Genomic DNA, 21,987 nt, shown 5'->3' on the forward strand with positions numbered 1-21,987 from the left:
GCCTAACTTACTACTACTGTTAGATTTTCTCTTGGCTAAATCCGAATCTAGCACCAACAATGTGGCTTTTCAAGCCAAGAAAACGCGACGCAGGCGACACAGTAAGAAAGTAAGATTCATGTGTCTTTTCATTAACTTCCTTGTTGTTTAGTGTTTGTCGGTGTATCGTATTGAACGCACCTGCCAAATCAGGTGCCGGGATTGGTCTCCCGAATATCATACCTGCGACATATGGCGCGTTAGCGTCTTTTTTATGTCGTGCGTTCGGCTATACCTCTATGGTGGGCTGGGCGGGGGCACCGCAAGGTGCGCCGGTGTGGGTATGGCCGGTAAGACCAACTCCGTTCAGTCCACCACCCGGAAGATTGGTCTCTTCGGTGGTGGAATTTAAATTCACATACCGGAGGTTGCCTTATGGCTACTACCCCAATCCAGACACACCCGTTACTTGCTGTTCCCTTCAATGCCGCTACGGACTTCACCGTCCTTGCCGACCACTGCGAAAACTTCGCCGAAACCCTGATTGAAAACGATGACCCAACGTTGAAAATGGCGCTGTGCGGCAGACTCAGCGCCGCTCTGATGCTGCTCCAGCCCACGCTGTTAGAGCCCGTTCCGCCCCATCTTGTTGAAAGCCTGACCGTCGACACCCTCCCGGCGAATTCCCCCGAGTTTGGGCCGGAATGCACCGAACTGTGTAGCTACTGCCTCGCCCTGACGCAGACGCTGGCGGAGCAGGGATTTTCTTCTGAAAAGGAGAAGCAGTTGAGTTGTCTGCTGTACGACCTGGTCAACTACTTCGCGGCGGAAATGAAAGCCCCGCGCTGGCTGCGTACCGCCGACGGTGTGAAGTTTATCGACGGGGAGGCGGCATGATCATGATGCAACCCGACTGGCATTCTGCCGACATTATCGCGGCGCTGAAAAAGCAGGGGACGTCGCTGTCCGCCGTTTCCCGTAAATCCGGACTGGCGTCTTCCACGCTGGCAAATGCGCTTAACCGCCGCTGGCCCAAAGGGGAAAGACTGATCGCCGACGCGCTGGGCGTTGCACCAGAGCAAATCTGGCCTTCCCGCTACCGCAAGCCTGAATACTGCTAAAGCAAAACAGACTCTCCCGATCTTCTGGCTGCATGTGCAGGCGGAAGATCGGGAGAAGGCAAGCGAAGCGCGGCAGACTGTCATTCATAAAATCGCGAAAAAATCCACAAAAAACTCAATTTCCAGAAAAAAGGTTTCCCCTTTTCATTCGCGAAAACCGGGTGTAATCTTCCTCCTGCTCTATGCTGTCGTCGACAGCGCCCTTTGCTTCGCAACCTGAAAGAAGCACCTGTTCCGTCAGGACGGTTGATCCCTTTACCGGTGCAGACCTCTGCAAACACCGGGTCGCAGAACATCGCGGCGGAGGCTCAGATACACTCTTTAACTGCGCCAGTTCATCGGCTGTCATTCCACCCAACCGGAAATCACCCGATTTCACGGCTCACTTACACCTGCTGAATTTCAGCGCCTTTTACCTGCGCCAGATCTCTGATCAATGCTGCTCTGTGCCGAAAACTTTCCGGTAAACCCTTCAACCTGCTGCCACACCTGCGCCCTTAACTTTTACGGGCTGCGGCCTGCATTTGCCGTAAGGCATTTGCTGCCGCGTGGCCGTAAAACTGCACCAGAATTTGCGTTCTCAGAGCGTAACGCTGAACCAGGCGTCACTTGAGTCCCGCAATGCGGGCGCAAGTGACGCCGTTCCACCACGCCGACGCAAGCCACGGAAAGTCTGGCCTGCGCCCTTAATCCCCCACACTGACACGCTGTTTTCAGGCCGCTGTCGGTTCAGAAAAGGAGAAAAAGATCGATACCGAGGGGGGCATGACGCCCCGGAGAATTTCCTGCTACGGCAGGCAGCCTGTACCGCGTACAGCCTGAAACTCCCTACACCTCAACAACCTGCCACCCCGGCGTGAAGGTATCGTTCTGGCGCAGCCACAAAGCATACGCCGGGGCCAGATTGTGCTTTTTAACAGCGGCAAGGGGTAGCTATGGGCAAATTAGGTGGTGAAATGAAGGCGCTGGCGAAAAGGGCTGGCGGCAGTTTTAAAATGGTGGATGACCGTATTCACATTGTGCAGCGGTTCAGCCGCCATTTACGCTCGCTGAATATCCAGATCCAGCGGGTGGAACAGATCAAGGTTCGCCATATCGAATGCTATATTCAGGCGCGGCTGGCGCAGGAGATCGGTAAACGGACGCTGCAAAACGAAATGGCCGCGTTGCGTGGTGTGCTGCAACAGGCCGGACGTAAGCAGGTGGCGGAACATTCGCGCCTGACCAATAAAGCATTAGGACTGGCTGGCGCATCCCGTAACGGCACCAACCGGGCCATCACGCCGGAGTATTACAGCAGGGTGCTGGAAGCCGTCCGCGACAAAGACGCAGGGCTGGCAGCAACGCTGGAACTGGCGCGACTGATGGGGCTGCGCTCGCAGGAAGCGGTACAGTGTTGTCAGTCATTAAAAACGTGGAAACAGGCGCTGGAGCGCGGCGAAACCCGTCTGACGGTAGTGTTTGGCACCAAAGGCCATCGTCCGCGCGAAACCGTTATTCAGGATACTGACGCAGTGAAAAAAGCGCTGGATAACGCCCTGTCTGTCGCAGAGCAACGTAACGGCAGGCTGATTGATCGGCCCAGCCTCCAGAGCGCCATGAATTACTGGCGCAAAGAAATCGCGAAGGCCGGGCTGACGGGGATTTATACCCCGCATTCATTGCGCTATGCGTGGACGCAGGATGCGCTCCGCCAATATCTGGCGCAGGGATTCAGCGAAAAAGAAGCGCTGGCGCTGGCCGCGATGGATTTGGGCCACGGCGACGGACGCGGGCGGTATGTGGTGCAGGTTTACGGGCAACGGGAAGAATAATAATTTCCTGTTCTGGTGCAATCATGAAAAGCAAAAGGCCGAAGGGTAAAGGAATAGTAAGGGTAACAGCGCCAGACCGGAAAAGGCCAAAGGGTTAAAAGGGCTGTAACTGGCGCAGCGAAATGGATTCCGACGCTGGTGCAAATAAAAAGCAGATCCGCTGAGATCTGCTTTCTGGCGTGACTCGCTGAATGGCTCAGGCTACCTGAATCTGCCTGTCATACCGATACGGCGCAACGAACTTCTGCCGACAGGCGTCGAGATAGTCCGACCACCACTGCATCATCTGAGTGCGCTCGTCGAGGTGCTCCGCCTTGTGGATATACGCAGCACGAACGTTGTTACGTTCCTGATGGCTCATCTGCCGCTCCACGGCGTCTTTCGACCAGCGCCCGGACTCGATCAGCGCGCTACAGGCCATCGTGCGGAAGCCGTGACCGCACACGTCCACCTTTGTGTCGTAGCCCATCACCCGCAGCGCCTTGTTGATGGTGTTTTCGCTCATCGGCTTATGCGGATCGTGGTCGCCGGGAAACAGCAGTTCACTGTTGCCGGACAGCAGCTTTAGCTGTTTCAGCACCGTCACCGCCTGTTTTGACAGTGGCACCAGATGTGGTGTTTTCATCTTCGCGCCACGCTCTGAATAACGCACACCCGGAATCGGCTCACGCTCGGCGGGGATAGTCCACATTGCGCCATCCAGATCGATCTCCGCCCAGCGGGCAAAGCGCAGCTCGCTGGAGCGAATGAAGATCAGCAGGTTAAGCTGTACAGCCAGACGGGTTAACAGCCTGCCGGAATAGCTCTCGAAGCGCTCCAGTAACTCCGGCATTTTCTCCAGCGGCAGGGCGGGGTAGTGGTTTTTCGGCGGCGGCGCGATGGCACCAGTAAGGTCGTTGGCCGGATTGCTGGCGATCAGGCTCTCCTGCACCGCATAGCGCATGATCGCCGTGGTGCGCTGCTGTATCCGCGCAGCGGTCTCCAGATTGCCTTTTCTCTCCGCCACCCGCAGCGGGATCAGCAGATCGGCGGTTTTCAGATCGGCAACGGGGATTCTGCCCATCAGCGGGAATACGTGCAGTTCCAGCGAGCGCAGGGCTTTGGCTGCGTGCGCCTCAGTCCAGCGGATATTGCCTGCCACCCATTTACGGGCAACTTCCTCAAAGGTATTACCGCTTTTCTTTGCCTGCTTCTCCTGCTGCTTTTTCACCCCCGGATCGTCGCCTGCGCTGAGTACGGCGCGAGCCTCTTCACGCAGCTTGCGAGCATTCGCCAGCGTAACGGTCGGGTAAGCGCCAAACGCCAGCTTCTTCTCTTTGCCGCCAAAGCGGTACTTAAGTTGCCAGAGTTTAGAGCCGTTGGGCTTTATGAGCAGGTAAAGACCCTGCGCATCGCTGAGTTTGTAAGGTTTATCGATGGGCTTGGCGTTACGGATGGCGGTATCGGTGAGAGGCATAGCGGGGGCTCCAGAGTTTATCGAACCAACAGGCCCCCAATTAAGCCCCCAAAAACTCTGGATGTCAAAAAACCTGACGAAACTTTTCAGTACCATCAGGTTTCTTTAACTTACTGATTTTCTAACGTTTCAGGACTTATAAGAACGCCATGAAACTAAATTTTGGTGCCCGGACTCGGAATCGAACCAAGGACACGGGGATTTTCAATCCCCTGCTCTACCGACTGAGCTATCCGGGCAACGGGGCGCATTAAACCCGATCTGCCCCCTGCCGTCAACGAAAAATGTTGTTTTCGTTACAGACTGCGCAATCTCTCACCATTTCGCCGCATCCTTAAGCGAAAAAGTGCGTCCAGAGCGCGGAGAGCGGCATGGCGAGCAGCAGTGCGGGCAGCATGTTCACCACGGCAAACATCTTAATCCCACAGATGCGCAGCCCGGTCGCCAACAGCAGCAGGCCGCCGACGGCGGTAAAGTCTGCCATCATCGCCGGCGTGGTGAGCGGGAGAATCAACGTGGCGCAGGTGGCGAGAGCCAGCTGAATAAGCAGCATCGGCACGCAAATCGCGGCAACGGCAATGCCGAGCGTGGTGGCAAAAATAGTGGCGGTGAAGAAATCAAGGAACGCTTTCGCAATCAATATGCTTGGGTCGCCCGTCATCCCCTCCTGCATCGAACCGAAAATCCCGGTGCCGCTGGCGCAAAACAGAATAATGATGGCGACGTAGTTCTGAATAAACGACTCGTGCGTACCGTGTTTCGCCTTGCCGCCCGGTCGGGCAATCAGGTTTTTGGCTTTACTCACCGCGCTGTTAATGCCTTTTTCCAGATAGCAGAACTCGCCAATCAGCGCGCCGAGCAGGGTGGCCAGCACCATCACCGGCAGGTTGGCGCATTTGATCACTAAAAGAATACCGATCCCTAACGATGCCAGGCCGAATATCGAGGGCATGGAGGTGCGAATACGCTCCGGCAACCGCTGGCTCAGAACGGCGCCGAGTACGCCGCCCAGCAATACGGCGCCTGCGTTAATAAATGGCCCGATAACCAAAGTTAACTCCTGTTATTTAATCATTGATATTGCATTATTATGGCACGGCAGGGCCGCGCGGGCCTTAGCTTTGGTTGATTTCGTGCATACTGATTCCTTCTTGCACCTCAAAATAAAAGGTGACATTATTGCGCGAATTTTCTCCTCCCTGTCTCACCGCCCGGTGAGGGTAACTGCGCCTATGAAAACCATGAAAATTGCCGTCAGCCGCGAGCTGCTCTCCACTGTGTCTACGCACCGCGAAAAGGTGACGCTGGACAGCACTGATTTTACCGATGTGGCGGCCGTCGTCATCACAACAGCTGAAAGTCGCAGCGGCATTCTTGCACTGCTGAAACGCACGGGCTTTCATTTACCGGTGTTTATTTTCTCGCAGGAGCCAACGGACGTACCCGACGGCGCCACCGCGGTCATCTCGGGTAAAGCTCAGGAGTTTCTGGAACTGGAGAGCGCTGCCAGCCGCTACGAAGAGAACCTGCTGCCGCCCTTTTTTGATACCCTGAGCCAGTATGTGGAGATGGGCAACAGCACTTTCGCCTGTCCGGGCCACCAGCACGGGGCATTTTTCAAAAAACACCCGGCAGGGCGACAGTTCTATGATTTCTTCGGTGAAAACGTGTTTCGCGCCGACATGTGCAACGCCGACGTGAAGCTGGGCGATCTGCTGATCCACGAAGGGTCCGCCAAGCACGCGCAAAAGTTCGCGGCGAAAGTGTTCAACGCGGACAAAACCTACTTCGTGCTGAACGGCACCTCAGCGGCCAATAAGGTGGTGACCAACGCGCTGCTGACCCGCGGCGACCTGGTGCTGTTCGATCGCAATAACCATAAGTCTAACCACCACGGGGCGCTGATCCAGGCGGGCGCCACGCCGGTTTATCTTGAGGCCGCGCGTAACCCGTTTGGCTTTATTGGCGGAATTGACGACCACTGCTTTGACGATGCCTATCTGCGGGATCTTATCCGTGAAGCGGCGCCGGAGAAGGCCGACGAGGCGCGCCCGTTCCGCCTGGCGATCATTCAGCTTGGCACTTACGACGGGACGATCTACAACGCCCGCCAGGTGATCGACAAGATCGGTCATCTCTGCGACTACATCCTCTTTGACTCCGCATGGGTGGGCTACGAGCAGTTTATTCCGATGATGGCGGAAACGTCCCCGCTCTTGCTGGAATTGAACGAGAACGATCCGGGAATTTTCGTGACCCAGTCGGTGCATAAACAGCAGGCCGGGTTCTCGCAAACGTCGCAGATCCATAAAAAGGATAACCACATTCGCGGTCAGGCGCGTTTCTGTCCGCACAAGCGGCTGAACAACGCGTTTATGCTGCATGCCTCCACCAGCCCGTTTTATCCGCTGTTTGCAGCGCTGGATGTGAATGCCAAGATCCACGAAGGTGAAAGCGGACGCAGGCTGTGGGCGGAGTGCGTCGAGCTGGGGATTGAAGCGCGCAAGGCGATCATTGCGAATTGCCATATGATCAAACCGTTTATCCCACCGGTGGTGGCGGGCCGGCCGTGGCAGGATCATCCGACGCACGCCATTGCCAGCGAGCTGCGCTTCTTCAGCTTTGAGCCGGGGGCCAAATGGCACGGCTTTGAGGGCTATGCCCGCGAGCAGTACTTTGTCGACCCGTGCAAGCTCCTGCTGACCACGCCGGGTATCGATGCTGAAACCGGGGAGTACACGGATTTCGGGATCCCGGCGACGATTCTGGCGCACTACCTGCGCGAAAACGGCATCGTGCCGGAGAAATGCGACCTCAATTCGATCCTGTTCCTGCTGACGCCTGCCGAAAGCAGCGAGAAGCTGGCGCAGCTGGTGGCGATGCTGGGCCAGTTCGAACAGCATATTGAAGACGATACGCCGCTGGCGGACGTGCTGCCGACGATCTTCCAGAAATACCCGGTGCGCTACAGGGATTACACCCTCCGCCAGCTGTGCCAGGAGATGCACGATCTCTACGTCAGCTTTGACGTGAAGGATCTGCAGAAGGCGATGTTCCGCAAGGAGAGCCTGCCTGAGGTAGTGATGAACCCGCAGGATGCGAACCGGGCCTATATTCGCGGTGACGTGGAGCTGGTTCGCATACGTGATGCCGCAGGGCGCATTGCTGCCGAAGGGGCGCTGCCCTATCCGCCGGGCGTGCTGTGCGTGGTGCCGGGTGAGGTCTGGGGCGGGGCGGTACAGCGTTACTTCCTCGCGCTGGAGGAGGGCATCAACCTGCTGCCGGGCTTCTCGCCGGAGCTGCAGGGGGTTTACAGCGAGAAGGATGCCGACGGGATTAAGCGGCTGTATGGGTATGTATTGAGATAGTGCGGGCTGTTGCCCTCACCCTAACCCTCTCCCACAGGGAGAGGGGATTGCACGGGGCCGTCTTTTCACCCTCGCCCCTTTGGGGAGAGGGCCGGGGTGAGGGGAACGTTTCATCAAACCGCACTACGCTTGTACATCCTCCTCGGATGCCCAATCTTGCCGTACAGCATCTCCACCGTCAGAAAACCTGCCTCCACGCAGTGCTCCAGATAGCGCCGGGTGGTGGTTTTGCTTAATCCGGTTTCGCTCACCACCTCATCCACGGTAAAGCAGTGCGTTGCCTTGTCGTTGAACAGCGTCTGCACACGCGCCAGCGTATTTTCCTCAATGCCTTTACTGCCGTTGTCCAGGCGGTAGTTTTTCGCCTGGAGCTGATACAGCGAATCCACGTTCTGCTGGTCGACAATCTTCCACACGCGCTGCTGTTCCGCAAACTGCACGAACCGCTCCAGCGACTGGCTGAGCCGCTTCCAGGAGACGGGTTTAAGGATGTAGTCGAACGCGCCGTTGCGAATCGCCTGGCTGCAGGTGTCCATATCGCTGGCGGCAGTAATAAAAATCACCGAGCAGTTGGCGCGGGCCAGCATGGGGTTATTGATAAGCGAGATGCCTTTGCCGTCCGGCAGGTAGTTATCCAGCAGCATCAGCTGCGGCTGTTTGCTTTCAAGCTCTGCCTGGGCCGCAGCCAGCGACGAGGCAATGCCCACCAGCCTCAGACGCGGGTGTTTGCCTATCAGCTCCGCGTGCAGTTGCGCCAGTTCGTTCTCGTCTTCAACAATCAGTACGTCGATAAGTTCATGTTGCATAGTCGGTGTCTTCCAGTTGCCGGGCGATTCCCGTGGCCGGGATAAACAGGGAGAAAATGGCGCCGCGCGGGGTATTATCGGCAACTTCTATCGCGCCGCCAGCCTGTGTGACGTAGCTTTCGATCAGATACAGGCCAATCCCATGATCGCCGCGCGTTTTGGTGGTGATGCCGCGTTCAAAGATCCGGTCACGCATCTCCGGTGTAATGCCAACGCCCTGGTCGGCGACTTCAATAATCAGCTCCTGTTCGCTGAGCTTTATCAGCACTTCTACCGGCGCGTGGGGAAGCGGCGACCGCTGTGTCGCTTCGATGGCGTTATCCAGCAGGTTGCCAATAATCGAAATCAGCTCTTGCTCACCAAGGGGCAGGAAGGGTCTGTCCAGCCGACAGCCCGGGTCGAAACACAGCTCGACGCCTTTCTCCCGCGCGCGGGCGGCTTTCCCCAGCAGCAGGCCGCACAGGGTCGGGGAACTGAAGCGCGAAGAGATAAAGTCCAGCAGCTCCTGGGCATGTTCCGACTGCGCCTGAATGTAGCCAATGGCTTCCTCATAGCGGCCCATATGCAGCAGGCCGGAGAGGGTGGTCATCCTGTTTAACTGCTCGTGGCGCATGATGCGCAGGTTATCGACATAGCGTTTTACCTGGCTGAGCTGGGCGCTCAGCGAGTCGATCTCGTTGCGATCGCGGAAGGTGATCACCCAGCCCTGCAGCGACCCCTCAAGCATGATGTGCACCCGGCTGGCAATCACCGTGAGATCGTTAAAACGACAAATCTCGTCATGGGTATCTTTCGCCAGCATCGTCTGCGTGTCGAAGAACGGGACCGGATCGATCACCTGGCTTATCAGCTGTCCGCGCAGCTCGCGGGCCGGCTGGCTCAGGCCCAGCAGCTTGCGCGCCGCCTGGTTGATGACTTCAATCCGCCGCCGATCGTCAATGGCAATCACGCCTTCATAAATAGATTCCATCATCGCCTTCTGCTGGCGCACCAGCAGGCCGATCTCGCGCGGCTCAAGGGAGAAGATCTGCTTCTTGATGCTGCGGGTAAAGAACCAGGAGAAGATAAAGAGAGCGATCAGCAGCAGCACGGCGGCAATCAGGATATTGACCACTTTGCTGACGGTAATGGTATCAAGGTAGCTGGTCAGATAGCCTACTGAAACAATGCCGACCACCTGTCCGGCGGCGTTGAAGATGGGAGCTTTACTGCGCAGCGAAATGCCCAGCCCGCCTTTGCGAATGGTGGTGGTGCTTTTACCCTGCAATACGGCTTCATTGTCTCCGCCAACCAGGGTTGTGCCCACTCTGTCGGCAAAGACGGAGTGAAAAAGATGCTGCCCCTTATTATCACCAATCACAATAAAGCTGGCGTCACTGTGCGCAGAAATCTTCTGCATAAAATCATGGATGGCATTGATATTCTTTTGTTCAACTTCATTACGCAATGTCGGAATAAGCGCAATCTCTTCAGCCTGTATTTTGGCACGCGTACTCATTTCCTGATAAAGCTGCTTCCCGACGTCGGTATAATAATATCCGCCCAGCAGCGCGAAAAGCACCGAGAAAAAGGCAACCAGCGAAATAAACAGCTTAATCTGGAAAGAAACTTTCATAACTATCACGCGAGGTAGCAGCAAAGATCGCCAATATATCATCTTTTTTCGCGCTGACGCCCGCTTTGCCGAAAACTTGTGATCCCTTGCACAGCGGGCGCTGTAAAAGAGTTATCCTGAAGGCGAACGTGCTTCGGGCTTCCCGAATAAATGTTATTTGTTTGTTCAATTCGGAAAAGAAACCATAAAAACCACGGCAATAAATAAGGTATAAATCACATTAAATAAAAGAAACCATTAAAACCATAGCTGCCATTAAAACTTCGCTTTTAATATGCCATTCCTCACATAAAGTAAGCCTTTGTGACTCTAAGCTGAACGCACAAAATAACCAAGGGGCTTATTATGAGCACAACTGACGATTCTTTCTCTGTTACCCACGACCCGATTGAAATTCAGCGGCCTTCGCTCAAAGAGCGCTGGTGGCATATTATGGATACCTGGAAAGTTGGGATTATTCCTCTGCCGCTGTTCGTTCTGGCGGGCGCGCTGATTGCCATTGATTGCCTGGGCGGAAAACTGCCGAGCGATATCGTGGTCATGGTGGCAACGCTGGCCTTCTTCGGCTTTGCCTGCGGCGAGTTTGGCAAACGCCTGCCGATTGTCGGCAAGCTCGGCGCGGCGGCGATTTGCGCCACCTTTATCCCTTCCGCGCTGGTCTACTATGGCCTGCTGCCGGACGTGGTGGTCGAGTCCACCACCAAGTTCTACAAATCCACCAACATTCTCTATCTCTACATCTGCTGCATTATCGTCGGCAGCATCATGAGCATGAACCGCACGGTGCTGATTCAGGGCTTCCTGCGCATCTTCTTCCCGATGCTGTGCGGTGAAATCGTCGGCATGCTGGTGGGAATGGGCGTCGGCCTGGCGCTGGGTCTTGAGCCGTTCCAGATCTTCTTCTTTATCATTCTGCCGATTATGGCGGGCGGCGTCGGGGAAGGGGCAATCCCGCTTTCCATCGGCTATGCCACCCTGCTGCACATGGACCAGGGCGTAGCGCTCGGCCGCGTGCTGCCGATGGTAATGCTCGGCGGTCTGACGGCAATCATCATCTCCGGCTGCCTGAACCAGCTCGGTAAACGCTTCCCGCACCTGACCGGTGAAGGCCAGCTGATGCCTAACCGCGCGAATGCCGATGCCACCGTCTCTCAGCCTGCGTTTTCCGGCAAAGCGGACGTCACCACTATTGCCTCCGGCGCGCTGCTGGCGGTGCTGCTCTACATGCTGGGCATGCTCGGCCACAAGCTGATTGGCCTGCCTGCACCAGTTGGCATGCTGTTTATGGCGGTCCTGGTGAAACTCTGCAACGGCGCCTCTCCGCGTCTGCTGGAAGGCTCTCAGGTGGTGTACAAATTCTTCCAGACCTCCGTGACCTACCCAATCCTCTTCGCCGTCGGCGTAGCTATCACCCCTTGGCATGAACTGGTGGCGGCGTTCACCGTCAGCAACCTGTTGGTGATTGTCAGCACCGTTTCCGCACTGGTGGCAACCGGCTTCTTCGTCGGCAAAAAGATTGGTATGCACCCGATTGATGTCGCCATCGTCTCCTGCTGCCAGAGCGGCCAGGGCGGTACCGGCGACGTGGCGATCCTGACCGCAGGCAATCGTATGAGCCTGATGCCGTTCGCCCAGATTGCTACCCGTATCGGCGGGGCGATTAACGTCTCAGTCTCACTGCTGATTCTGGGCAACTTCCTCGTTTAAGTTTTCAGGAAAGAACAATGAAACTCGCAAGCTTTTTATACCAGGGAAAACGCAGCTACGGCATCGTCCAGGCCGACGGCGTGATTGATTTAGGCCGCCGTCTCGGCGACCGCTACAGCGACCTAAAGGCGCTGCTGCAGGGCAACGGGCTGGCGCAGGCCACCCGCTACCTGAACGATGCCGTGGACGTGCCGATGAGCGCCATCACCTTCTTACCGGTGATCGAGCAGCCGGAAAAGATCCTCTGCGTGGGCATGAACTATGCCGACAAGCGCAAGGAGTTTGACCAGCATAACCCGGCCCCGACGCTGTTTGTCCGCTTCCCGGATTCACAGACCGGCCACAACGAGCCGGTGCTGAAGCCGCGCCATTCAAGTGAATTCGACTATGAAGGCGAGCTGGCGGTGATCATCGGTAAAGGCGGGGAGAACATCAGCCGCGACGACGCCCTGCGCCACGTGGCGGGCTACAGCTGCTACATGGACGGCTCCGCCCGCGACTGGCAGCACACCTGGTTTACCGCCGGTAAAAACTGGCGCAAAACCGGCGCGTTTGGGCCGTGGATGGCGACGGCGGACGAGATCCCTGATCCGCACCAGCTTGCGATCCGCACCTGGCTGAACGGCCGCATGGTGCAGGAAGACAACACCAGCAGCATGATCCACAAGGTGGCGGAGCTGATCGAGTACATCAGCACCTTCACCCGCCTCAGCCCGGGCGATGTGATCATCACCGGATCCCCGGGCGGAGTGGGTAAAAAGCGCAATCCGCCGCTGTTTATGAAAGAAGGGGATCGCATTGAGGTGGAGATCGAGCATATCGGTCATCTCAGCAACGTGATCGTGGAAGCGCCAGCCGTCGGGCTTGCGGCAGCACATTAAGAAAGACGGCATGAACAGTCAACCCATCGATTTTCGCCACACCGTCGTGGCGAAACACCCGGAACGCTTAAGCCAGATCCGCTACCTGCTGGCAGACAGCGGCCTTGGCCTGGACAACGACATCACGCTGTTTGTCGAAGCCTGGTCCGGCTCGCAGCTGGTGGGTTGCGCAGGGCTTGCTGCCAACGTCATCAAATGCGTGGCGGTCAACGAGCAGCTTCGCGGCGAGAACCTCAGCGCGCGGCTGCTGGCAGAGGTGGAAAATGCGGCGCTGGAGTGCGGCCATTTTCACCTCTTCCTCTGCACCCGTCCGTGCAACCGGGAGCGCTTTGCCCGCAGCGGCTTCTGGCCGATTGCCCAGAGCGGAAACAACGCGGTGCTGATGGAGAACACCCCGCAGGGGATCGAACGCTACTGCCGTTCCCTGCGCGCGAAGCGCAGGTGCGGGGAGAACGTTGGCGCGATAGTGATGAACGCCAATCCGTTCACCCTCGGCCACCGCCATCTGGTGGAGCAGGCGGCGCAGCGGTGCGATGCCCTGCACCTGTTCGTGGTGCGTGAAGACGCCTCGTTCTTCCCGTTCAGCGCGCGCCTCGAGATGGTGCGCGCGGGCGTAGCGCATCTGCCGAACGTGTTGGTGCATGAAGGCTCGCAGTACATCATCTCCCGCGCCACCTTCCCGGCCTACTTCCTGAAGGAGACCGGCAAAGTGCAGCAGGCGTGGAGCGAGATCGACGTGCTGATCTTCCGGGACTTCATCGCCCCGGCGCTGGGCATTACGCACCGCTTCATCGGCTCGGAGCCGTTCTGCGATATCACCCGCCAGTACAACCAGACGCTGCACGACCTGCTGGCCTCGCATATCGAGGTGGTGGAAATGCCGCGCATCAAGGCCACCGGCAACGCTATTTCAGCGTCCGAAGTGCGCCGCTTACTGAAGACACAGCAGTTTTCCCGGATCCGGGAGATTGTCCCGGACTCCACCTTCGCGCATCTCGAAACGCATTACCGTGCGAGTGCGGAAGTCGCTTAACTACCAGGAATTTATCATGAAAATTGTAAGGGAGGCGCTGGCCGGAACGCAGGAGTCCAGCGACCTGATGGTGAAAATCGCTCCCGCTCACGGCGAGCTGGAGATAGTCATCCACAGTGAAGTGATTAAGCAGTTTGGCGAGCAGATTCGCCAGGTGGTCAACGACACATTGCGCGTCATGAACGTGCACCAGGGATTAATCATTATTGAAGACAAAGGGGCGCTGGACTGTGTGATCCGCGCCCGCCTGCAAAGCGCGCTGATGCGTGCCGCCGATGAACAGGCCATCAACTGGGGGGCGCTGAAATGAGCAAACTCCGCCGCAGCATGCTGTTCCTGCCGGGCGCTAACGCCGCCATGCTTTCCACCGCCTTTATCTACCGTCCCGACTCCATCATGTTTGACCTTGAGGACGCCGTCGCCCTGCGCGAGAAGGATACCGCGCGCATGCTGGTGTTCCACGCCCTGCAGCACCCGATGTATCAGGATATCGAAACCGTAGTGCGTATTAACCCGCTCAGCACGCCATTTGGCCTGCTGGATCTGGAAGCCGCCGTGCGGGCCGGCGTGGACGTGATCCGCCTGCCGAAAACCGACACGCCGGACGATATCTACGAGCTGGAAAGCCATCTCGAGCGTATCGAACAGGAGTGCGGCCGCGAGGTTGGCTCCACCCGCGTGATGGCGGCGATTGAATCGGCCATTGGCGTCATCAACGCCGTGGCGATTGCCCGCAGCTCTGTGCGCCTCATCGGGATTGCGCTGGCCGCCTTTGACTACGTGATGGACATGCAGACCGAGCGCGGCGACGGCACCGAGCTGTTCTACGCCCGCTGCGCCGTGCTGCACGCCGCCCGCGCGGCGGGCATCGACGCCTTCGACGTGGTGTGGTCAGACGTTAACGACGAGGCCGGGTTCCTGCGCGAGGTCGATCTGATCCGCAAGATGGGCTTCAACGGCAAATCGCTGATTAACCCGCGCCAGATTGACCTGCTGCACAACGCCTACGCCCCGACGCAGGATGAGGTGGATCACGCCAGAAGGGTGATTGAGGCGGCAGAAGAGGGCGAGCGTAACGGCCTGGGCGTGGTGTCGCTCAACGGCAAAATGGTGGATGCACCGATTATTAACCACGCGCAGGTGGTGCTGGAGCGCGCGGCGGCCTCCGGCGTGCGTCGGTAAGGATAAAATAATGAATCAGACAGAACTTCTTCACGTGAACTTTCCCCATCTGCGGGACTTAAAACCCTTTGATAACGCCCACAGCGCCACGCCGTGGCTGGCGGACTGCGAGGCGAAGCACAGCCGCAAGCTCTGCGCCTCTGTTGAAGAGGCGGTTAAGCGTTGCGGCCTGCAGGACGGGATGACCATCTCCTTCCACCACGCGTTTCGCGAAGGCGACCGGGTGATCAACACCGTCGTGGCGCTGCTGGCGCGAATGGGCTTCAAAAACCTGACGCTGGCCTCCAGCTCGCTGATGACCTGTAACGACGCGCTGATCGAGCATATTGAAAGCGGCGTCATCACCCGGATTTACACCTCGGGCATGCGCGGCAGGCTGGCGGACGCCATCTCCCACGGGCTGATGGACGAGCCGGTGCAAATTCATTCCCACGGCGGGCGCGTGAAGCTGCTCCAGGACGGCGAGCTGAACATCGACGTGGCGTTTCTCGGCGTGCCGTGCAGCGATGAGTTTGGCAATGCCAACGGGACGCACGGTAAATCGTGCTGCGGATCCCTGGGTTATGCGATGGTGGACGCGCACTTTGCCCGCAAGGTGGTGCTGCTGACGGAAGAACTGGTGCCGTTCCCCAATATGCCCGCCAGCCTGGTGCAGGACCAGGTGGACTACATTGTGCAGGTCGAGAGCGTCGGCGACCCGGCGAAAATCAGCGTCGGCGCGGCGCGCGTCACCAGCAACCCGCGCGAGCTGATGATCGCCCGCTATGCGGCGGACGTGATTGAACACTCCGGCTACTTCAAACCGGGCTTCTCGATGCAGACCGGCTCCGGCGCGGCGGCGACCGCCTGCACGCGCTTTATGGAAGAGAAGATGGAGCGCAGCGGCGTAAAGGCGCGCTTTGCGCTCGGCGGCATCACCGGCAGCCTGGTGGATTTGCACGAGAAGGGGCTTATCGAAAAGCTGCTGGATACCCAGTGCTTCGACGGCCAGGCGGCGGCCTCGCTGGCGCGCAACCCGAACCACGTGGAGATCTCCACCAACGTTTACGCCAACCCCGGCAGCAAGGCTGCAAGCTGCGACCAGCTCGACGTGGTGATCCTCAGCGCTCTCGAGATCGACGTCGATTTTAACGTCAACGTTATCACCGGCTCCGACGGCGTGATGCGCGGCGCGTCCGGCGGACACTGCGACGTGGCCGCCGCGGCAAACCTGACCATCGTCGTCGCGCCGCTGCTGCGCAGCCGCATTCCGACGGTCGTGAAGCGCGTCACCACGCGCCTCACGCCGGGTGAGAGCATCGACGTGCTGGTCACCGACCACGGCATTGCGGTCAACCCGGCGCGCCCGGAGATCCGCGAGCGCCTGCTGGAAGCCGGGCTCAAGGTTGTGGATATCAGCGCGCTTTACGAGCGGGCGATTTCCCTGACGGGCGTACCGAAACCAATTGAATTTACCGACAAAATCGTCGGGGTGATCCGCTACCGCGACGGCAGCGTGATCGACACCGTGCGACAGGTAAAGGAGTAGTTATGACAATAGCGACACCCGTGCGGGCGGGTGTCAGCCTGGACGAACTGCTGGCGGCGAAAGAGCGCCGCGCAGCGCGCCAGGCTGACATGCTTGAGCACTATCAACAACCGGTGATTTCCCTCACGCTGGTCACACCAGGGGAAATCAAAGACAGCCTGCGCTATCGCAATACCATGGGCGTGGCGCTGCAAATGTGCGACCAGCTGCTGTGGGAAAACCGCTGGCAGGTGCTGGACCGTCAGGTGCTGTGGCTCCCGACCGGGCCAGAAGCCCTGTGGTGCGTGGCCCATCCCGCGGTGGAAATCAAAGCGCACTGCGCGGAGCTGGAGCAGACGCACCCGCTCGGCAGGCTGTGGGATCTGGACGTGATCTGCCCTCAGCACGGCCACGTCGGGCGTCAGTCGCTGGGGGCGAATCTCAGACGCTGCCTGATCTGCGACGAACCCGCTCATGCCTGTTCCCGTTCGCGCAATCACCCCGTTGAGCAGGTGGTTTCCCGCGTGGAGAAGACAATCGATGAGTGGTTTGCTCGCGACTAAACCGCGCCCGGTTGACGTGCCCGCGCTTGCCGAGGCGGCGCTATGGCAGGAGCTGGAGCTGACGCCCAAGCCGGGGCTGGTGGACAAGCTCAATAACGGTTCCCATCGCGATATGGACCACGCGCTGTTCGTCCGCAGCATTGCGGCGATAACGCCGTGGTTTTCGCGCTTTGCCGAACTCGGTAACGCACATGCGGATAAACCCGCTGACGCACAGCTTCGCATTATCCGCCCGATGGGGATGGCCTGCGAGCAGGCGATGTACGCCGCGACGAACGGAGTGAACACCCACAAGGGCGGGATTTTTGCCCTGGGTTTACTGTGCTTCGCTGCCGGACGTGTGAAAAATATCTCCGCAGACAGCCTCTGCTGTGAGGTGAGTAACATCTGCAGCGGGCTGGTGTCGCGGGAGCTGGCCGCGCGCAGCGGGCAGAAGACGGCGGGCGAGCGGCAGTTTCATCTGTACGGCTTAACCGGCGCGCGCGGAGAGGCGGAAAGCGGCTTTGCGACGGCGCGTAGGGCGCTGGCGCAGTGGAGCGGACAGTCGCTTCACGGCCTGCTGTTGCGCCTGATGGCGGTCAATCAGGACAGTAATCTCGTCTCGCGAGGCGGCATTGAAGGGCTGCGCTACGTTCAGGGCTACGCGCGGGAATTACTGGTGAGTGGCTGGGATCGCGAGGCGCTGCATAAGATGGATAAGGCATTGATTGAACGCAATCTGAGCCCGGGCGGCAGCGCGGATTTGCTGTCGGTGGGGTGGGTGCTCTCTGCAATAAAATAGCCGGGTGGCGGCTTCGCCTTACCCGGCCTACGGTCTGGTTTTGTAGGCCCGGTAAGCGCAGCGCCACCGGGCACAACAATCAATGCGCGATCGGCTGCGCACCGTGCGGCTCGCGCACGTGCTTGTACTTGAACAGCGCGATGAACGCGAAGAACAGCACCAGCGAGTACGCCGCGAAGATCAGCCACACGGGCTGCCAGTTGGTGATGCCGTTGGTGGTGTACATCTCAACCACTTTACCGCTTACCACGCCGCCCAGAATACAGCCGAAGCCGTTGGTCATCATCAGGAACATACCCTGCGCGCTGGCGCGGATTTCAGGCTTCACCTCTTTTTCCACAAACACCGAACCAGAGATGTTGAAGAAGTCGAAGGCGCAGCCGTAAACGATCATCGACAGCACCAGCAGCACGGTACCAAACGCGCTCGGGTCACCGTAGGCGAACAGGCCGAAGCGCAACATCCATGCCGCGATACTGATCAGCATGACGTTTTTGATGCCGTAGCGGCTCAGGAAGAACGGGATGGTCAGGATGAACAGCGTCTCAGAGATCTGAGAGATGGACATCATCACCGACGCATGTTCAACGATAAAGCTGCCGGAGAACAGCGGGTTGTTATCGAAGCTGTGCAGGAAGGTGTTGCCGAACATGTTGGTGATCTGCAGCTCTGCGCCCAGCAGCATGGAGAAGATAAAGAAGATCGCCATGCGTTTGTTTTTAAACAGCGCGAACGCGTCCAGGCCGAGCATGGTGCTCCAGCTCTGGTTTTTCTGCTGGTTAGAAACCGGAATGGTTGGCAGCGTCAGGGTGAAGATCGCCAGCACCACGGAGAGCGCCGCACCGATATAGAGCTGCATATGGCTCAGTTCGAAGCCCGCGAAGCTCACGCCCCACATCGCCATGATAAAGCCGATGGTACCCCAGATACGGATTGGCGGGAAATCGGTCACGATATCCAAATCCGCGGATTTCAGGCGGTAGTAGGAGATGGTGTTGATCAGGCCAAGCGTTGGCATATAGGCCAGCGAGTTAAGCAGGATCACCATGAACATCGCCCCCGGCGTGGTCACCTGGGCTGCCATAAACAGCGTCCCCGCGCCCACCAGATGGCAAAGCATGTACAGCCATTTCGCACTCAACCATTTATCCGCCACGATGCCCAGCAGCGTTGGCATGAAGACAGCCGCAATACCGAGCGAGCTGTATACGGCACCGATTGACGCACCGTCGAACTTGAGCGTCACAAACATATAGGAGCCGAGTGTGGTCAGCCAGCTACCCCACAGGCAGAACTGCAGAAACGACAATATTTTAAGCTGCAGCTTAAGGTTCATGTTACTTTCCTCACAAGTGAGCGGGAGATATGTTGTTTTGGGAACATTCAGGGTTGTTATTTGATGCAATTCTATCAGTTGGCAACAATATGTTTTGTTACCTCCCGCAAAAAAATGCAATCCACATTAATTTGCAGTTTGGATTGTGATGCAAATAACATTTTCGTATGGGTGGGGTTGGATAGGTGCGGCCTGATGCCCTCACCCTGACCCTCTCCCATAGGGAGAGGGGAAACAGAACACCTTCTCCCAGAGGGGAGAAGGTGTGCCGATCACCGGCGACGGTAGTTCTTCTGCGCCGTATTCACCTTATACAGATAGCGACGGGATTCCGCAGACGGGTGGCGGGTGGTGAGGGTAGAGTAGACATCCCCCGGCGCCATGCTGTTGATGATGTTCGCGGCCTGCACTTTGTCATTCGAGAAGACGCGCAGCACGCTGCCCGCGCCGCCGTTATAGGCGGTGATCACCGCATAGCGGCGCGACGTTGGGTTATCAATTCCGCCCAGGTACACATTGTTCAGCATCGCCAGATAGGCCGTGCCGGTATCAATGTTGCTCTGCGGATCGAACAGATAGCTGCGGCTCGGCGTGCCGGATTTCCCCTGCGCGCGGAAGACGTCTTTACCGGCGCTGTGCTGCACTACCTGCATCAGCCCCAGGGCGTCGGAACGGCTCACCGCGTACGGGTTGAACGAGGATTCGGTCTGCATAATCGCCAGAATCAGCGACTCATCCACGCCGTACTTGCGCGAGGCCTGACGCACCATCCCAATGTATTTATGCGCACGCTTGTCGAGGTGGTTCGGGACGAGGTTGATGGTGACGCTGTAGATAATCTTCAGGCCGTTAGAGCGGCTTTTCAGGCGCGTCTGCAGCAGGTAGTCGGCAAATTTCGTGGCGCGACCTTCCCAGCGGATCGGCTGACCGGTCTGATCGACGACCTGGCCGTACAGGAACGGCTCTTTCGAGATAGTGATATCGTCGGCATCGGAGTAGAGATCGATAGAACCCGGATCGTCACCCATCAGCAGGGTTTTGACGATCGCCTGACGCAGTCGTGCCGCAGGGTCGGTGCCTGCGATGGTCTCAATCGTGATCGTCCCCTCATCAAAGTTGATGTGGCTACGGGTCTGATAGGCGTCGGTGTACTTAACGTAGTCCTTAGGTCCGGCAATAAGAACTTCGTTAAATCCCCATATGTTCTCGATGTTGTGGGCAAACTGCCCCATCAAAATGTCAAAACCGTTGGTGTCCTTGATCCAGGCTTCGTTGTAATCTTCGCCTTTTTTTGACGAACACGAGACAAGCAACGGCGCAACAAGGGCTAGCGCTAAAAGTTTTTTCATCATTCCGGGAGTGCGTGTTGTGTTTGCTTTAACGGCGGGGTTTCCCCCGCACGCTGTTATTTTTCCGGTGGCGTATAGCCTTCGATGTGCACGTCTTTACCTTCGAACAGGAAGCTCACCATCTCCTGCTCCAGCAGCTTGCGGTGTTCCGGGTTCATCATGCTGAGTTTTTTCTCGTTGATCAGCATGGTCTGCTTTTTCTGCCACTGTCCCCAGGCTTCTTTGGAGATTTCATTGTAGATGCGTTTACCCAGGTCGCCCGGATAAAGCTGGAAATCCTGGCCTTCAGCGTCACGCTGCAGGAAAGTACAAAAAATCGTTCTGGCCATACTCATTCCTCTTTTTCTTGTCGATGCTAAACCATTGCACCGGCACGTAATTGCTGTAACAGGCGCTCCACGGGAGCCGCCAGTCCGACTGATGGCGGTTGCGCTAAGTTATACCAGAGAGCGGTGCCTTCATCCATGCACGAGGCAAATGACGACACGGGAAGCCACATGGGTACAATATCCAGGTGGAAATGGCTGAACGTATGGCGAAACGCGGTCAGCTGCGTCAGGTTATCGGCAGCAATCCCGCGCTGTTTAAGCCATTCACGCAGCAAATCTTCATCTTCAAACTGTGGGAAGCAGTATAGACCACCCCACAGACCGCTCGGTGGACGCTGGGCGAGGAAGACCTCGTCGCCGTGCTGCATCAGCAGCATATAGCCGGTGCGCTCCGGCAGCGTCTGTTTGGGTTTCTTACCCGGATATTGCGCCCATGAATGGTTGGCATACGCCACGCAGAGATTATTCACCGGGCAGAGTTCGCATTTTGGTTTTGAGCGCGTGCAGACCAGCGCGCCGAGATCCATCATCGCCTGGTTGAAACGCTCGACGCCGTTGGCCGGGGTGACCGCTTCACTTATTTCCCAAAGGCGTTTTTCGACGTCCTTCTTCCCCGGCCAGCCGTCGACGGCGTAGCAGCGTGCCAGCACGCGCTTCACGTTGCCGTCGAGGATCGGGAAATGCTTCCCTAAAGACAGGGAGAGAATGGCGCCTGCGGTTGAACGTCCGACGCCGGGGAGATCGGCCACCTCATCGAAGGTTTCCGGGAATGTCCCGTTATGGCGCGTGGCAACCTGCTGTGCGGCCTTGTGAAGGTTACGCGCCCGGGCGTAATATCCAAGACCGGTCCACAGATGAAGAACCTCGTCCAGCGGCGCGTTGGCCAGATCGGCCACCGTCGGGAAGCGCGCCATAAAACGCTCGAAGTAAGGGATCACCGTGGCGACCTGCGTTTGTTGCAACATCACCTCGGAGAGCCATACTTTGTAAGGCGTTTTTTCAATTTGCCAGGGCAGGGTTTTACGCCCGTATTTGTCGTACCAGTCCAGCACCTGGGCTGAAAATTGAGAGGCTTGCATGGTCATCGATTCGCATAATCAGGGACGCAGATTGCAGCACAGCGTCAATCTGCTGTAAACCGGATCTTTCCCATGCTTGCA

At 57.8% G+C, this 21,987-nt stretch carries 20 protein-coding genes and 1 tRNA gene; 12 read left to right on the forward strand and 9 right to left on the reverse strand.

Features of this window, described 5'->3' with window-relative positions; genetic code table 11:
- Nucleotides 1–414 precede the first annotated feature (414 nt).
- The 3 genes from M2422_RS18125 (at nucleotide 415) to M2422_RS18135 (ending at nucleotide 2,914) form a co-directional block, all read left to right on the forward strand.
- A complete protein-coding gene (locus M2422_RS18125; protein WP_064673290.1) occupies nucleotides 415–876 on the forward strand; it encodes a hypothetical protein in 462 nt (153 codons plus the stop codon).
- Nucleotides 877–878: 2 nt separating this feature from the next.
- A complete protein-coding gene (locus M2422_RS18130) occupies nucleotides 879–1,100 on the forward strand; it encodes a helix-turn-helix transcriptional regulator (RefSeq protein ID WP_064673387.1) in 222 nt (73 codons plus the stop codon).
- 935 nt (nucleotides 1,101–2,035) lie between these two features.
- Entirely contained in the window at nucleotides 2,036–2,914 is an 879-nt protein-coding gene (locus tag M2422_RS18135) for an integrase domain-containing protein (protein WP_064673289.1), read from the forward strand.
- 196 nt (nucleotides 2,915–3,110) lie between these two features.
- Here the strand turns inward: M2422_RS18135 and M2422_RS18140 are convergent, their stop codons facing one another.
- The 3 genes from M2422_RS18140 to M2422_RS18150 form a co-directional block, all read right to left on the reverse strand.
- Nucleotides 3,111–4,370 (reverse strand): integrase arm-type DNA-binding domain-containing protein, encoded by a 1,260-nt coding sequence (locus M2422_RS18140; protein ID WP_064673288.1) that lies wholly within the window; start codon nucleotides 4,368–4,370, stop codon nucleotides 3,111–3,113.
- Nucleotides 4,371–4,533: 163 nt separating this feature from the next.
- Nucleotides 4,534–4,609 (reverse strand) — tRNA-Phe (locus M2422_RS18145).
- 95 nt (nucleotides 4,610–4,704) lie between these two features.
- A complete protein-coding gene (locus tag M2422_RS18150; RefSeq protein WP_029740735.1) occupies nucleotides 4,705–5,421 on the reverse strand; it encodes a DUF554 domain-containing protein in 717 nt (238 codons plus the stop codon).
- A gap of 181 nt (nucleotides 5,422–5,602) precedes the next feature.
- Between M2422_RS18150 and M2422_RS18155 the strand changes: the two genes are divergently transcribed.
- Nucleotides 5,603–7,738 (forward strand): ornithine decarboxylase, encoded by a 2,136-nt coding sequence (locus tag M2422_RS18155; RefSeq protein ID WP_048979386.1) that lies wholly within the window; start codon nucleotides 5,603–5,605, stop codon nucleotides 7,736–7,738.
- 113 nt (nucleotides 7,739–7,851) lie between these two features.
- Here the strand turns inward: M2422_RS18155 and M2422_RS18160 are convergent, their stop codons facing one another.
- Nucleotides 7,852–8,544 (reverse strand): response regulator, encoded by a 693-nt coding sequence (locus M2422_RS18160; protein WP_023309148.1) that lies wholly within the window; start codon nucleotides 8,542–8,544, stop codon nucleotides 7,852–7,854.
- Nucleotides 8,534–10,159 carry a sensor histidine kinase gene (locus M2422_RS18165; protein WP_058841919.1) on the reverse strand — a complete coding sequence of 542 codons (1,626 nt, stop codon included), beginning with the start codon at nucleotides 10,157–10,159 and terminating at the stop codon, nucleotides 8,534–8,536. Before M2422_RS18165 ends, M2422_RS18160 begins: the two co-directional genes overlap by 11 nt.
- A gap of 345 nt (nucleotides 10,160–10,504) precedes the next feature.
- Between M2422_RS18165 and M2422_RS18170 the strand changes: the two genes are divergently transcribed.
- Genes M2422_RS18170 through citG form a run of 8 tightly spaced genes read left to right on the forward strand, consistent with a single transcriptional unit; the run spans nucleotide 10,505 to nucleotide 17,813 of the window.
- A complete protein-coding gene (locus M2422_RS18170) occupies nucleotides 10,505–11,866 on the forward strand; it encodes a 2-hydroxycarboxylate transporter family protein (RefSeq protein WP_029740738.1) in 1,362 nt (453 codons plus the stop codon).
- Between the two features lie 17 nt (nucleotides 11,867–11,883).
- Nucleotides 11,884–12,747, forward strand: a complete 864-nt coding sequence (locus M2422_RS18175) for a fumarylacetoacetate hydrolase family protein (protein WP_021242089.1) — start codon at nucleotides 11,884–11,886, stop codon at nucleotides 12,745–12,747.
- A 10-nt stretch (nucleotides 12,748–12,757) separates the two neighbouring features.
- On the forward strand, nucleotides 12,758–13,780 hold the full coding sequence (gene citC / locus M2422_RS18180) for a [citrate (pro-3S)-lyase] ligase (RefSeq protein WP_064673287.1): 1,023 nt from the start codon (nucleotides 12,758–12,760) through the stop codon (nucleotides 13,778–13,780).
- 16 nt (nucleotides 13,781–13,796) lie between these two features.
- Entirely contained in the window at nucleotides 13,797–14,090 is a 294-nt protein-coding gene (citD, locus tag M2422_RS18185; protein ID WP_259141782.1) for a citrate lyase acyl carrier protein, read from the forward strand.
- Nucleotides 14,087–14,962 carry a citrate (pro-3S)-lyase subunit beta gene (gene citE, locus M2422_RS18190; protein WP_064673286.1) on the forward strand — a complete coding sequence of 292 codons (876 nt, stop codon included), beginning with the start codon at nucleotides 14,087–14,089 and terminating at the stop codon, nucleotides 14,960–14,962. The genes citD and citE overlap by 4 nt, the downstream gene beginning before the upstream one ends.
- 10 nt (nucleotides 14,963–14,972) lie before the next feature.
- Nucleotides 14,973–16,490: a citrate lyase subunit alpha gene (gene citF, locus M2422_RS18195; RefSeq protein ID WP_064673285.1), complete on the forward strand. Its 1,518-nt coding sequence runs from the start codon at nucleotides 14,973–14,975 to the stop codon at nucleotides 16,488–16,490.
- A 2-nt stretch (nucleotides 16,491–16,492) separates the two neighbouring features.
- Nucleotides 16,493–17,032 (forward strand): citrate lyase holo-[acyl-carrier protein] synthase, encoded by a 540-nt coding sequence (gene citX / locus M2422_RS18200; RefSeq protein ID WP_064673284.1) that lies wholly within the window; start codon nucleotides 16,493–16,495, stop codon nucleotides 17,030–17,032.
- Complete coding sequence (gene citG / locus M2422_RS18205; RefSeq protein WP_064673283.1) at nucleotides 17,010–17,813, forward strand: triphosphoribosyl-dephospho-CoA synthase CitG; 804 nt, start codon at nucleotides 17,010–17,012, stop codon at nucleotides 17,811–17,813. The genes citX and citG overlap by 23 nt, the downstream gene beginning before the upstream one ends.
- A gap of 79 nt (nucleotides 17,814–17,892) precedes the next feature.
- Here the strand turns inward: citG and M2422_RS18210 are convergent, their stop codons facing one another.
- From M2422_RS18210 to mutY, 4 genes are all read right to left on the reverse strand, one after another.
- Entirely contained in the window at nucleotides 17,893–19,149 is a 1,257-nt protein-coding gene (locus M2422_RS18210) for a nucleoside permease (protein WP_029740744.1), read from the reverse strand.
- Between the two features lie 272 nt (nucleotides 19,150–19,421).
- A complete protein-coding gene (gene mltC, locus M2422_RS18215) occupies nucleotides 19,422–20,498 on the reverse strand; it encodes a membrane-bound lytic murein transglycosylase MltC (RefSeq protein WP_033146615.1) in 1,077 nt (358 codons plus the stop codon).
- Between the two features lie 56 nt (nucleotides 20,499–20,554).
- Nucleotides 20,555–20,827: an oxidative damage protection protein gene (locus M2422_RS18220; RefSeq protein ID WP_023309138.1), complete on the reverse strand. Its 273-nt coding sequence runs from the start codon at nucleotides 20,825–20,827 to the stop codon at nucleotides 20,555–20,557.
- Nucleotides 20,828–20,853: 26 nt separating this feature from the next.
- A complete protein-coding gene (gene mutY, locus M2422_RS18225) occupies nucleotides 20,854–21,912 on the reverse strand; it encodes an A/G-specific adenine glycosylase (protein ID WP_048977245.1) in 1,059 nt (352 codons plus the stop codon).
- Nucleotides 21,913–21,987: the final 75 nt, after the last annotated feature.

It is taken from the genome of Enterobacter sp. SLBN-59 (genome assembly GCF_024807915.1).
Lineage (GTDB): Bacteria > Pseudomonadota > Gammaproteobacteria > Enterobacterales > Enterobacteriaceae > Enterobacter > Enterobacter asburiae_B.

Coding starts and splice junctions, on each gene's coding strand:
- M2422_RS18130 (WP_064673387.1), top strand. CDS start 879: ATGATGCAACCCGACTGGCATTCTGCCGACATTATCGCGGCGCTGAAA.
- M2422_RS18165 (WP_058841919.1), bottom strand. CDS start 10,159: ATGAAAGTTTCTTTCCAGATTAAGCTGTTTATTTCGCTGGTTGCCTTT.
- mutY (WP_048977245.1), bottom strand. CDS start 21,912: ATGACCATGCAAGCCTCTCAATTTTCAGCCCAGGTGCTGGACTGGTAC.
- M2422_RS18155 (WP_048979386.1), top strand. CDS start 5,603: ATGAAAACCATGAAAATTGCCGTCAGCCGCGAGCTGCTCTCCACTGTG.
- M2422_RS18210 (WP_029740744.1), bottom strand. CDS start 19,149: ATGAACCTTAAGCTGCAGCTTAAAATATTGTCGTTTCTGCAGTTCTGC.
- citC (WP_064673287.1), top strand. CDS start 12,758: ATGAACAGTCAACCCATCGATTTTCGCCACACCGTCGTGGCGAAACAC.
- M2422_RS18175 (WP_021242089.1), top strand. CDS start 11,884: ATGAAACTCGCAAGCTTTTTATACCAGGGAAAACGCAGCTACGGCATC.
- M2422_RS18160 (WP_023309148.1), bottom strand. CDS start 8,544: ATGCAACATGAACTTATCGACGTACTGATTGTTGAAGACGAGAACGAA.
- M2422_RS18140 (WP_064673288.1), bottom strand. CDS start 4,370: ATGCCTCTCACCGATACCGCCATCCGTAACGCCAAGCCCATCGATAAA.
- mltC (WP_033146615.1), bottom strand. CDS start 20,498: ATGAAAAAACTTTTAGCGCTAGCCCTTGTTGCGCCGTTGCTTGTCTCG.
- citG (WP_064673283.1), top strand. CDS start 17,010: ATGAGTGGTTTGCTCGCGACTAAACCGCGCCCGGTTGACGTGCCCGCG.
- citD (WP_259141782.1), top strand. CDS start 13,797: ATGAAAATTGTAAGGGAGGCGCTGGCCGGAACGCAGGAGTCCAGCGAC.
- M2422_RS18170 (WP_029740738.1), top strand. CDS start 10,505: ATGAGCACAACTGACGATTCTTTCTCTGTTACCCACGACCCGATTGAA.
- M2422_RS18125 (WP_064673290.1), top strand. CDS start 415: ATGGCTACTACCCCAATCCAGACACACCCGTTACTTGCTGTTCCCTTC.
- citF (WP_064673285.1), top strand. CDS start 14,973: ATGAATCAGACAGAACTTCTTCACGTGAACTTTCCCCATCTGCGGGAC.
- citE (WP_064673286.1), top strand. CDS start 14,087: ATGAGCAAACTCCGCCGCAGCATGCTGTTCCTGCCGGGCGCTAACGCC.
- M2422_RS18135 (WP_064673289.1), top strand. CDS start 2,036: ATGGGCAAATTAGGTGGTGAAATGAAGGCGCTGGCGAAAAGGGCTGGC.
- citX (WP_064673284.1), top strand. CDS start 16,493: ATGACAATAGCGACACCCGTGCGGGCGGGTGTCAGCCTGGACGAACTG.
- M2422_RS18220 (WP_023309138.1), bottom strand. CDS start 20,827: ATGGCCAGAACGATTTTTTGTACTTTCCTGCAGCGTGACGCTGAAGGC.